At 41.7% G+C, this 12,281-nt stretch carries 12 protein-coding genes; 4 read left to right on the top strand and 8 right to left on the bottom strand.

Translation table 11 applies throughout. The annotated features are described in order from the left end of the window. Nucleotides 1-317: 317 nt before the first annotated feature. From BGP15_RS11180 to BGP15_RS11165, 4 genes are all read right to left on the bottom strand, one after another. Entirely contained in the window at nt 318-1,070 is a 753-nt protein-coding gene (locus tag BGP15_RS11180; RefSeq protein ID WP_286769554.1) for a hypothetical protein, read from the bottom strand. Continuing rightward, nucleotides 1,063-1,809, bottom strand: a complete 747-nt coding sequence (locus tag BGP15_RS11175; protein ID WP_286769553.1) for a hypothetical protein — start codon at nt 1,807-1,809, stop codon at nt 1,063-1,065. Before BGP15_RS11175 ends, BGP15_RS11180 begins: the two co-directional genes overlap by 8 nt. A 327-nt stretch (nt 1,810-2,136) precedes the next feature. Continuing rightward, on the bottom strand, nt 2,137-3,204 hold the full coding sequence (locus BGP15_RS11170) for a DNA polymerase beta superfamily protein (protein ID WP_286769552.1): 1,068 nt from the start codon (nt 3,202-3,204) through the stop codon (nt 2,137-2,139). Next, nucleotides 3,201-3,947, bottom strand: a complete 747-nt coding sequence (locus tag BGP15_RS11165) for a nucleotidyltransferase domain-containing protein (protein ID WP_286769551.1) — start codon at nt 3,945-3,947, stop codon at nt 3,201-3,203. Before BGP15_RS11165 ends, BGP15_RS11170 begins: the two co-directional genes overlap by 4 nt. Before the next feature lie 416 nt (nt 3,948-4,363). On the opposite strand from BGP15_RS11165, the gene BGP15_RS11160 reads away from it, so the two are divergent. Continuing rightward, nucleotides 4,364-4,972 carry a hypothetical protein gene (locus tag BGP15_RS11160; protein ID WP_286769550.1) on the top strand — a complete coding sequence of 203 codons (609 nt, stop codon included), beginning with the start codon at nt 4,364-4,366 and terminating at the stop codon, nt 4,970-4,972. 67 nt (nt 4,973-5,039) lie between these two features. On the opposite strand, the gene BGP15_RS11155 is transcribed toward BGP15_RS11160, so the two are convergent. Continuing rightward, nucleotides 5,040-5,312: a hypothetical protein gene (locus BGP15_RS11155; RefSeq protein ID WP_070568767.1), complete on the bottom strand. Its 273-nt coding sequence runs from the start codon at nt 5,310-5,312 to the stop codon at nt 5,040-5,042. Between the two features lie 317 nt (nt 5,313-5,629). Between BGP15_RS11155 and BGP15_RS11150 the strand changes: the two genes are divergently transcribed. After that, entirely contained in the window at nt 5,630-5,914 is a 285-nt protein-coding gene (locus BGP15_RS11150) for a hypothetical protein (RefSeq protein WP_286769549.1), read from the top strand. A gap of 159 nt (nt 5,915-6,073) precedes the next feature. After that, nucleotides 6,074-6,310: a hypothetical protein gene (locus tag BGP15_RS11145; protein ID WP_112374587.1), complete on the top strand. Its 237-nt coding sequence runs from the start codon at nt 6,074-6,076 to the stop codon at nt 6,308-6,310. A 657-nt stretch (nt 6,311-6,967) separates the two neighbouring features. Here the strand turns inward: BGP15_RS11145 and rsgA are convergent. Beyond that, nucleotides 6,968-8,020 (bottom strand): ribosome small subunit-dependent GTPase A, encoded by a 1,053-nt coding sequence (gene rsgA / locus BGP15_RS11140; protein WP_286769548.1) that lies wholly within the window; start codon nt 8,018-8,020, stop codon nt 6,968-6,970. A gap of 273 nt (nt 8,021-8,293) precedes the next feature. Between rsgA and BGP15_RS11135 the strand changes: the two genes are divergently transcribed. After that, nucleotides 8,294-8,890: a DUF4382 domain-containing protein gene (locus BGP15_RS11135; RefSeq protein WP_286769547.1), complete on the top strand. Its 597-nt coding sequence runs from the start codon at nt 8,294-8,296 to the stop codon at nt 8,888-8,890. Between the two features lie 9 nt (nt 8,891-8,899). On the opposite strand, the gene BGP15_RS11130 is transcribed toward BGP15_RS11135, so the two are convergent. Beyond that, complete coding sequence (locus BGP15_RS11130; RefSeq protein ID WP_286769546.1) at nt 8,900-11,836, bottom strand: DNA polymerase III subunit alpha; 2,937 nt, start codon at nt 11,834-11,836, stop codon at nt 8,900-8,902. Further along, nucleotides 11,827-12,281, bottom strand: a 455-nt coding sequence (locus BGP15_RS11125; protein ID WP_502688437.1) for a DinB/UmuC family translesion DNA polymerase, incomplete at its 5' end; no start/stop codon positions are given. The genes BGP15_RS11125 and BGP15_RS11130, both read right to left, overlap by 10 nt.

The following is a 12,281-nucleotide window of genomic DNA, read 5'->3' as shown; positions in this document are numbered from 1 at the left end:
AAATGAACGTGAAAAAATTTTATTTCAAAGGCAACGGTAGCCCCAAAAATGAGAAAAAACATCAATTCGTAAACGCGTACTTTAATGGGCTGATCAAATCCATTCTTGAAAAATCAACCAATATTGATAATTGGTAATTCATGTATTAAAGCAACGCACCTGCAATTGATTCTCAAAAATACCCAGGCTGTAAGGGGATTTGTTACGAACTAGCGTAAGTTTAAAAACTCTTCAGGCTCATTGTTTATGAGCTAGACTTAGCCCTGAAAAATGTTACCTCCAATACTTACCTGCGGAAATAAATATGGAGTAGATACTTATAGTATTAAACGTATGATTTTTTTTTCTTCGTCAACAGAATAATTCAGTTTTCTATCGAAAAATTGCTCAAAGATTTCTGAAACGTTGATATAAGGGTCTTCTACATCGCTTACACTTCCGCCTGAGCGCCGAGACATCCCCTGATTTATAATAGTTTTAATAAACGGAGTCTTTCTTAAGGATTTTGGTGCTTCATTGTCGGTGCTGTAAGCCAACAAAAGATGCCCGTTCCTATCAAAGACACTATTGACCGTATAGTATGAACTCGCATCGATGTATTTTTTCTCTTCCTGACAATAAACTTTCGAGCTTTCACTGTTATTGATGAAGGTAACGCTTCCCTGAAAAAATGGGTTAACAGTAGTTTCAGAATTGAGCTGATATTGTTGTTTCGCTAGTGCAGAAATAAAACATACCGTGCCAGCTCCCGCCTTTAAAAATACATTCTTATCCCTAACAAAACGTTTACTGAAAGCAAAGCCGCCTCCATTGCCCAACTCATAAACTTTACCGTTTGACTCTATTCCGATAATATACCCCCTGGCAACAAATTCTTTTTGCCACCAGCCAAAGGTTTTTCCGATAAAAAATAATGGCAGCAAAAAAGGTAGCACTATTAAAAGTCGACTGCTTTTTTTGGACCATATATTGCGCTGTGTTTGATCTGTATTTTCTGCTTCCATCCCATCAAAATTGCTTGTCTTCCCGCCTATTTTTCTAATTTTAATCCTAGAAATAATATCATTCAACGCCTTTAAAAGACATAATAACGCCAGAATATTTATCGTGATCTGCACCAATATAAGATAAATCAATACTGGATAAATTTTTATTGTTCACAGCTTCTTTAAATAGCGTATAATTCATTTTTTCGATCCTATTGTTCCAGTCTTCATCCGATGTTGGCTTAATTGATTCCAAATCTTTCATTTCAAACATCGCCCGATCCGATATTTTTTTAGACCGTTGGACAAAGATTGTATCTCCTTCTATCTTTAGAATCTTAACCCAACCTGCTGGTAAACCTTGGATGTTATTTCCTTCAGCATCGGTAAAGAAACTTGCTCCATATAGTTGTCCTGCCTGTAATTGTTGAGCCGACTTAGCAAGACTTTCTTTTTCATTCCGATATTTCTTGCCATCCATGTTCAGTTTAATACCGTAAATAATAGATCCGATAATTGCTATCGATGCTATAATCAAATACCCTTTCCAAAGTTTGAAATAGGGAATTTCTAGTGTCTTCTTAAATTTCTTTACCTCTTCTTTTATTTCAGGCGAATAATTTCTTGCGTGGATGACCTGCCCGTATTGATTAACTAAACGAGACATTTTTACCAGACCTCCTCCAACTGGAAATCCTAAAAATTTGGTCGCAGGTGTAATGATACTAAGATTGAAATTCTGCGGTATGGTCTCATTTTTTAATGTTGCAGTGATATTTTTACTTCCTAAAACGTATTCGTAACGTGTATAAATGAACAGCATAAATGGAATGAATTATAACTATAAAGGTTCGAAATTAAGAAAAAATTCCTCCTGTAACAATCGTGTGTCAATTAACTAATTAGTACAGAAACAGATAAATTTATTTGAAATCCTACGCGTATCTTGTTCTAAATACAAAAATGAGGAATTATGCCTTGGTATAATGGAGATTATCCACCATCATATAAAAATCAACCGGTCACCATCCGGGAGAAAGCAACCGAAATCGCAAATGCTTTGCTTAAAATCCAAAGTATGCATTAGTTTCCATGAAGTTTAAGGATGGTGGAACGCTATCCATTACTGACTTCTCCTTGACATGAAGAATTAAATCTTAACATGATACAGACGCTTACGCATATCAACCAATTGATGCTTCAGCTTATCCTGATCTGGCGCTACCGGAAATAAACTGTGCAAGCAGAGCTCTTCAACTTCCTGAAGGAGCTTTTGCGACCAGACAAAAAGTTCCTCATAGCTATAGGCGCCATTCTTGATGCGCAGGAGCTCTTCCCTATTGGGACGTTCTATCTGTAATTTCTTTTTGGATACAATCTCCTTTGCCTGTTGCAATAAACGTATGGTATGCATCATATTTTTCGCATCATAACCCTGCCCATGATCCATTGTCCCCTCAAAACGTGCCTCATTGCGTGCTGACACCCAGCTGAAATATTCATTATACGCCTTGCAATAAGATGAATAAGATTCGTAATTAACACAGAGGTACGCACAAAGTGTCTGACCCTTTGCGATAGAACTGCACGACACCTCATTGCTATCCAGGTTAGCCACGACGCCTTTATAACCCAAAGTCTGAGTCTGATCATAATATAGGGCATACATTCCCTTTGCATGTCCAATCTTTGCTAAACCACAGTTTTCCTGCTTCCAATGCCGCCTGCTTAGCCACGCGCTTAACGGTAAACTACCATTATCGGCTATGATAAAGCAGAACTCCAGCAAATTTTTACGTTCGTGATCCATCGGATTGTTGATTTTCTTATTCAACCCTTTTGCCTTACGCACCTGTACCATAGCATATTGCGCAAAAGTCATAGCGGCCTCCCGCGTAATAAATTCCTGCATTTTAAATTGCTCCATTATTGGATCTCGGTATACGATGCAATCGGCAGGACTAGCCAATAGCTCCAATACAGTCGGATTACTCTTTGATAGGAGCTCGACGAAGCGACCTAGCTCATAATACACTTCATCATTGCTCGCATTAGCCACTTGGGCAGTATATTGACCACCCAAGTAATCTTCCAGAGGCAGATAAAATACCCCTTTGATATCCGTATCGGAAGATGCGGTGGCCAAACCATATGCCCGGCTGCCGACAACGGCCTCAAACAGGATCAGCCCGTTCTTTCGAAGTTCGTCTATAGTCATCTTAATATAGTTTTAAAGTAATTCTCTAGTCCTTCCTTATCCAATACGGATACGGGAACCTGTTCTACTTGGCTCTCTAAATGTATTAACTTTGTTTCGATATAACTCCTTATGGTAGCTGAACAGCTGAATGCAAAACCTTCATCGACTTGGCTTTTCAACTTCTGTAACTGCATGACTTCGACTTTAACAACATTGGGCAATGATACGGATAGTTCGGCCAATGTCATCGGCGCATAACTGCGATAGGTCATACTCCAGTCTGCCGCTAGTAAAGATCTGAGGATATAAAATAAGCTCTTGAGCTTCATCGTTTCTCGCCGAAGATCTTTCACTTTGCTTCGGACAATCCCAAGATAATGATGGGCGTGCCTACGTGCGTCAAAATAATTTTCGATCATTGTCCTAAAACTTGTTTTGAATCCGTTAAACTCGTGATAGACTACTGGTGACTGAATCCATTCAAATGGGCTCACATTGCTCTTATACATTAAGATGAGTACTTTAAACAGATCCCAGCCTGCGATATCAAGGTCATCGGTTATCGGAAACCGCATTTCGGTAGGAAGCGGAAACAAAAGACTATAGTCATCTGCTTTTCTTACATAAATAAACCGAACATCGTAATCACTGTCGATTGACGGAAATCCCCAACCTCGACTTCCTGATTCACAGGCGAAAAGTATACGTACTCCTTCGCTCGCTTCTATTTCCATGAGCTTCTTGATGATATGTGCTTTCATTTCTTCATGCTTTTTTAAATTTTCATTAACACAAAGATCGATTGCGCTACTGAAGCCTTTTTGCGCATTAAAAAAAGAGCATAAAAACAATGGAAAACCTCTTATTATCAGGTAGATAATTTTCTTGAAAAAATTGAAGCTTACACAGAAATATAGAAGTACGCAGATAGAATGCGTATTACAGTGTTAAACGAAAGTATTATCCCCCATCTCATGCCACTGATATAAGCTATTCATAAAGAACAGCTCATAATCTTCTTCGTTGACAAAATAAAGGCTTTGCCTCTTCAGCACCCAGTTGTAACATTACTGAAGTCTGGGATGGCGCAAAAGATGGAAAGCGGCATTAGACCAAAAACTGAAAATGAAGTTTTTTGGCACAGATCTAGTACGGAAATAGGAACAACTAATTGCATATGAATTATCTATATATTATCTTCTTTTTTTTAGTTTTCCAGGGCTGTACAATGCGTAAAAGTACAATGACACCTGTCCAAAATAATAAATCCAAAATATACAATGACAGCTCAGTGCAAAAAGACTATGTTTCCATTTTAGAAACAATTTTGTCTGACGATTCGGCTGGTATCAAACTGCAACGTGAAGGAGAACGAAGGGCGTTCATTCATAATAAGTTTATGAGAGATTCTATCTCATCATTGCATGACAGGAATTATGTTTTTTACAACGTCGACCCACAGAAGCTGATGAAAATACTGGATAACCAGCTCAAAGACTCGCTGGATATGCTTAATCAGATGAACGAAAGGAAGGCAATCATCCCGATTCCAGCCGCTATCAAAGCAGCGTACAATGTCGATGACGCCGATAAATACAGGATGAACCGTAATCAAAGCATTTATTACTTTCATCTTCCCATTATGGGGTATAACCGCAAAAAAGCATACGTGCCGGTTGACTATGTATGCGGTCCTTTATGTGGAAATGGTGATGCATTTCTGCTTGAAAAAGTGAATGGTAAATGGGTAATCGTACAACGATTCTTTAACCTCTGGATCTCTTAAAAAAACGTAGCCACAATAATCTTTAAACGGAAGATATTCACGCCAAATAACGAAGCGGATTTATAGACTAATAAACCTTATCACTTTCTATAAATACACTTCCTGACAAATAGCACTCGGGAACGTTGGCCAGTACATAATCAATGTCAAGAATATTTGGACGAGCCGTACTTCCCTGCCCACAATACAAGTTCCTAATCCAGGTATCAACGTTCTCTACCCACATCGCCTTCCAGGTAATATTTTGTGGATCCTGGACTTCGACAGGTGAAATCAGCACATTATACCCCATCGCTCGCAGCGCGGTTAATACGACTCGATTTACTTTGACAAATTTCATCTTCAAAAGCTATATACGGTTCTCTTTACTTTGGAACAGTAATGAAGCCCATATGGTTCGAAATTCGTTAACTTTGTGCTTAGTCAAAGATCCTACAGCTGACCCCGAACCAAACCGATCGCTTGCAATGGATTCACCCCCGCATCAAGGAACTCGCGATCTTATTGAAGAAATGTAATATTTATTTCATGAAATCAGCAAGAAAAAATAAATCACGACTTGTAAACGTTATATTACTGTAAAACTTATAAAAGGGTACCAATGCCATAGCGGTTCTCTTTGTAATATAAATTTCTCACCCTTAAAAAGATAACATCATGAACGGAATCATATTTCAAGGAAAAAGTCTCAATGTTGGGTGTACAGCAACATTCCTGTTCGAACCCGAAGTAGGTGTAGAAAATATTCCGGCAATAGCAGAACTTAGCACTGGTGAAAAAGCATATGCTGAAATACTTAGAGATACTACAACGCTGATAACAGTACGAGTAGGTGAATATTTAAATGAAAAAGGAAAGAGAGCCAATGAAACGGCTTGGATGCTCACCTATAATCATCATTTAAAATCATGGCAGATAACGAAGAACCTTAACACAAAATAGCGTATTTTATTTCTTAGGAATACCAAAGTAACGACATAAAAGTCTTTAGTGCAATATCTTGAATGGAAGGTCGAGATTCTGAGTCCTGGTCTTTTTTTGTATAAAACTAAACTATTCGTTCCTGAAAGTAGTTCATTAATAAACCAAAGTATATATATTATGGCACTTACAACAGGAAATGAAGACAAAGTAACAAAAGAAGTAGAACAGCAAACTTCTAAAATTCCCTCAATTTTATTCTTGGCGGCATCACTTGCAGCGATGGGAATTTCAGCAGCATTAAAATGTTGCAAAACAAAAGATGATAATACAGCTTTGTTCGTCGGTCAATGGGCGGCACCGTTTTTATTATTGGGAATTTACAATAAGATCGTTAAGACTGAAGGACACGATTAATAGGTTTTATTTTTTATGGTTGATTTTAAAGGCTGGTCTTAGGATCAGCCTTTTTTATTTTTTTCAAACTAAAAGTAATTCGACATTGTATTATAAGTACTTTTCAAAAATATAGGTTAATAATAATTAGAGCCTTGGGTTCCCCCCTCAAGGCTTTTTCATTTTTATCAAACCAAGCTGTTAACAGAATTGTCCATTTAGCGTCAATCGTTATGTATCAGTTCAGTTAGATTGATTTAATTGTATGGTCAGGTTTTAGGCCTGGCCATTTTAAACGTATTTTCCGGTCCTTTATGGATCTGTCTATAATTTAGTTAGGGGCTAATCGAAAGATGAGTCCTTTTTTTTTTGCTAAAAAATCAACTATTATAAATGGATATCGTTATCTGATAGGTTAAGTTAGTTTGTTTTAGTAGTTATAAAGGTCGGTAATTCATGTCGCCGGCCTTTTTAATAAAGTAGTACTTTCCCCTGATTCAATCGATTCTGTTATTATATCCGCTACATGAAATGTTTCCTCGAAAATTAGTCGTTTCCGGGGGGTAGAATTGTATAGTATAAACTGAATTCGTGACTACCAAGGTTTGATATCTGCATCTTAAATTATACAGATGTTCAACATTGTTAAGGAACATCTGTATAAAATTGAAAAATTGATTAGCGTTTCTTTATTCGCTTCGCCTCCTCCCCGATTTTTGAGAAGGATTTATCTCTTTTGCGCCTGTCATGTTCAGATACGGAGAAATGCCATGATTCCTTTCTCAATTTTAAGTAGCTTTCGTATACACGAGGTTCTAAAAGACCATTGTCTACCGCATTCTTAACTGCACATCCAGGTTCGGAAAGATGAGCACAATTGTCAAAGCGGCAGGAGCCAGCAAATCCAGAGAAATCAAATACGTCTTCCAATGTTTCGGGAGTTTCTAACGCTAAACCGAATTCTCTTACACCGGGCGTGTCAATCAAAACGCCGGAACCATCCATCAAGACCATTTCTCTCCGGGTTGAAGTGTGCCTACCTTTCCCTGTGGCGTTACTTGTTTCGGAGGTGAGCAACACTGTGCGTTCGCATAACGCATTGACTAAAGAACTTTTTCCTACACCAGAGGAGCCTATACATACTATTGTTTCCCCAGGCAGGATAGATTCACGTACAAGAACAATGGACTCTGTGGAATGAATGCTTGTGTAAAATACTTGCACGTTGCTGGTAAGGTGTTTTAACGACTCATCTATATCCTGTCGATTAAAATCCAAATCAGATTTAGTGAGTATGAGCACCGGTTGAATATTTTCTTCCAATACCTGGGCCATAAACCGTTCCGTTCGACGGGGATTAAAATTGGCATCCAAGCTCTGAACAATAAAAGCTTTGTCTATATGAGATGCTATTGCCTGTTTATCCGAAATGGTACCACTCTTTCTTCTGTACAATGTGTGGGTACGCGATAGGATATCGACAATTATTCCTTTGTTGTCGTCAAAAGGTTGAAAGATAACCCAGTCCCCCGTGCAGGGTAGCTCAAACGCTGACTTTCCAAAGAGCAGATTGCCCGCCAGCTCGCAAAATAGCAAGCCGTTCTCGGACATGATCTCGTAGTTAGTTTTGTTCACAGCCGAAACACGACCATGAAAAAGATTAGAATATGTAGATTCTTGTTTAAGCTGAAATAGGTCACTATTCCAACCAAATAATGCGAGGTTATTCATTTATTATTAATTTAGAATGATGAATTAAATTGCTGATTATTGGTCATCCGAATGACTCACAGGTATACCACTGGTAACATGCTTATTACCAGCGAAACGCAAGAAGCAAGACACCCGGAATCAGGCAATCATTCCAATCGCTAAACTATAATATGTGAATAGTTGTTTTTGCATGAACTACAAAGATATGAAAAGTTAAATTGAATAGTAAGAGAAAAATGGACAATGTGTATATGGCTCACGTAGCGGGCTGTTTTTACAAAAAAGCAAACGATGACCGCTCCTCTTGTGTTCAATTATAAAAAAACAATTATGCCCCTGATTTCCAATAGAAAAAATACAAAGTTAACCGCCCGCAGGGTTTCTGTGCTGTTGCATCTTATGGGCCTGGTCCTCCTCATACTTTTAGGTAGCTGCCATGAGGATGATAGCCCCGCACCCGAGCAGGCGCACTTAAAAGTGAAGATAAAAACTGAAGGTGATCAGTATGATGCAGTCCATCTCGAGATCCAGCAGTTATGGACCCGCACGTCTGCAGGTGGAGGAAAAATCGAGGCGAATAAAAGGGTAAACATCCTCGGAATTCAAAAGGATAGCATCGTCGCGGGTGGACATGTGCCCCATGGCAGCCTACAGGAAGTTATGCTAAAAGTTGCCCCTACAGGAAATGAAATAGTCATAGATGACCTTCCCTATGCTTTAGAGATGCCGCAAGGACAAATTATCGCGGTGAATATCGCAGCCGACAATAAACTTTCTCCGAATGAAAACCATACGCTAATGCTTCATATCAATCTATCAGATTTCATCCAAGAGACTGCAGAAGGTAAATTTGTGATTAATCCCAACCTCACCGCAGTACTGGATTAAAGCGGCAGGTTACTCGCTTCTAGGATCTGGCTTTAACGGCATTTTAGCACAGCGGATCACCTCAATGGAAGGGCAACCATATTCTACGACAACTCTGCCTTCAACCAAATAGATTCCCGCCCCACGGAGCGGATATTTGACCAGGCTCTGTGGGAAATGGACGGTATCAAAAAAACGCCCTTCGGCATCGAGGAAAGTACCGAATTTCATCAGGTCGCCACGCTTGGTCTTCACAAATTTCTCACAGACAAAATCCCCCACAACGCGGACTATTTTCCCTTCAAACAAGTGGAGTTCCCTGGCTGGCATATCGCCCCGGTAATTGCTTTTGGTAAGATCAAAAAGCGTCCCTGTGACACAGAAGCCGATCAGCTCCATTTCGTCGTAATAGTCCTCCAGGATATCTTCTTCCAAGGGCGGCAGTATAGGCTTGCGACTCTCAGTCTCAAAGAGCGCCATACCCGTTGCAACAGGATTATGCTTGCTCATCATCAGATGCGAAGCCCACAGCAATTGCTTTTTTCCCGTCCCCGTAAAGCGCAAGGCTCCAACACGGATCAAGATAACAACCTGCTCAATACCCGTCTGTGTGCGCTTAACAAAATTTTCCAGACTCGTATAGGTGCCATTCGCTTCGCGCTCTTCGATAATGCGATGGGCCAGTTTACCCTCCAAGTTGAGCAGGCAGTCAAAACCCAGATAAATATCCTTACCCTGAATGGAGGTATTAAAAACGGACTGATTGACACAGGGCAGGCAGATATTGCCGCCTGAAATTCGCGCCTCATTGACATAGACTTTACGATTGTAAAACCCACCATAATTGTTGAGTACCGCAACCATAAACTCCAAAGGATAATAGGTCTTGAGGAAAAGACTCTGATAACTCTCTACAGCAAAGGATGCGGAATGCGCCTTGTTAAAGGAATAGCCCGCAAAGCTTTCCATCTGCCGCCAGATCTCGCGACTCGTCTTTTCGGGGTATCCCTTGGCCTTGCAGTTGGAAAAGAATTTATCCTCGATTTCGATCAGGTGGTCTTTGCTCCGGTATTTGCCCGACATCATGCGCCGCAGCACATCGGCATCGGCCATATCGAGTCCACCGTAGGCATTGGCGATCTTCATCACATCTTCCTGATAGACCATCACGCCATAGGTCTCTTCGAGCTGTTCCTTAAACACGGGGTGCGGATAGACGACCGTCGTGGGGTCGTGATGCCGGCGGATATATTCGCCCATCATACCCGAACTGGCCACACCAGGCCGAATAATGGAGGACGCTGCCACCAACGTCAGGTAATCATCGCAACGCAGTTTGGTGAGCAGCTGCCGCATGGCCGGGCTCTCGATATAAAAACAGCCGATGGTATTGGCTGATTTTAATTGCGTCGCAATATGGGCATCCTGAAAAAAACGCTTGGGGTTGTCGGTATCGATCACCACACCCAAGTTTTCCCGCACAATGGTCCGGCAATCTTTGATATGGCCGATACCTCGCTGGGAAAGGATATCGAACTTTTCAAAACCGATATCTTCGGCCACATACATATCAAACTGCATGGTCGGCAATCCCTTGGGCGGATTGTCCATCGCCGAATAACAGGTGAGCGGTTCCTCCGAAATGAGCACGCCGCTGGCATGGATGGTCCGCTGATTGGGAAAATCGGCCATGCGGTTGTAAACGCTCAGAATTGTATTAGTCACCTCATTTTTGTTGAGCATATGATCGGGCTCATGCACCAGGCGGTCGATCTCGGCCTTGGGTAGCCCATATACCTTACCCAGCTCGCGCAGGATGCTGCGGGAGCGAAAGGTGCTCATGGCGCCCATCAGGGCTGTATGTCCTGTCTGATAACGGTTGAAAATATAGTCGTACATCTCGTCGCGTTCATTCCAACTAAAATCTATATCAAAATCAGGCGGACTCTTGCGCTTGGGATTGAGAAAACGCTCAAAGGGAAGCTTAAGTGCAATGGGGTCAACATCGGTGATCCCCAAGCAATAAGCAACAGCAGAATTGGCCCCCGATCCACGGCCTACATAGTGAAAATTGCGCCCACGTGCGTAGCGGCAGATATCGTCGGTAATGAGAAAATAACTGGAGAAACGCAGGTTTTCGATAATCTCGAGCTCGCGCTGGATGCGTTCGGTTGCCACCCGGTCGTTACGACCATAGCGTCTGGAAAAGCCATCCATGCAGTACTTGTACAGGAGCTGCTTATCGTTGTAGCGGTTACCGGTAAAGGTTGCTTTATTTTTAACACTGGTGAAATCGAAACTGAAAGAACACTGGCCCAGTATACGGTTGGTGTTGGCCAGCAATTGGGGCAAGTCGGCAAATAAGCGCATAAGCTTGACCCGAGGGATAAATACCTCGTCCTCGGCAGCGATCTGCCCTTTGTTAAGCTGCGAAATTAACAAGTTGTTATCAATCGCCCTTAATTGCCGATGTAAGGTGTAGTCGGTTTTGCGGAAACTGACGGGTGCGATTATCACACAGCGATCAAGTACCTTGTGGTCCATCAGCTGGGCGCGGGTACGCTCACTGGGTCGAACGCCGATGTATTCGAAGTCCCGCAATGGAAAGGCATTGAGCCTGCTAAAGGGATAGATGACAAAGACCTCCTCAAATTCGGGCGCACGCTCCGGTATAGCACGGTTTTCCATATTGAGCTTAGTTCGATACTCATTGATCTCACGGAAGCCACGCTCATTTTTCGCAATGGCTACAAAAAAAAGCTGATCGTCGTTGCGGAACTCCATCCCTGCGAGTAGGTTCAGTCCGGCTGCGCGCCCCAGTTTGATAAAATCCAGTGATCCCGAACTGTTGTTGATATCGGTAAGCACGGCGGTATCATAACCGCCAGCAAGCATGCCCGACACGAGATCCTGCAGGCTGAGGGTACCAAAACGTAGGCTATAATAGCTATGTAGATTTAAGAGCATTGCTCCCCTCCTTTCTCCGGCAGGGGCGCACAGATGGCCTTCATCAGAAATTCGGCCCCATAGCGTTTTCGGATCTTGTCCATGGCTTGCATGAGGTTAACCTCCTCGGCGCTATCGTCAAAGAGATCGGTCTGGTAAGAACCGTATATCAGGCCCGAGAACTTGATCCCGATAAGCCGTATCAGCATCCTGCGGCTATAGAGTTTTTTGAATAGCGAAAGCACCACATCGGTAAGCTTTCGATCCGAATTGGTATAGCCAATCTGCAACTGCTGCGTATGGGTATCGAAGTTGCTGTAACGGATCTTGAGGGTGACGCAGCTGGTTAGTTTCTGCTCTTTGCGCAGATCGAAAGCGAGTGTATCGACCATGCTGATCAGCGTGCGACGGAGTACATCCATATCGATAGTATCCTGCTGAAAGGTATTTTCTTTGGACATGGACT

Source organism: Sphingobacterium sp. 40-24 (assembly GCF_001899705.1).
Lineage (GTDB): Bacteria > Bacteroidota > Bacteroidia > Sphingobacteriales > Sphingobacteriaceae > Sphingobacterium > Sphingobacterium multivorum.
The sequence above is the reverse complement of the archived record's forward strand: the minus strand, read 5'-3'. Positions and strand labels throughout refer to the sequence as shown.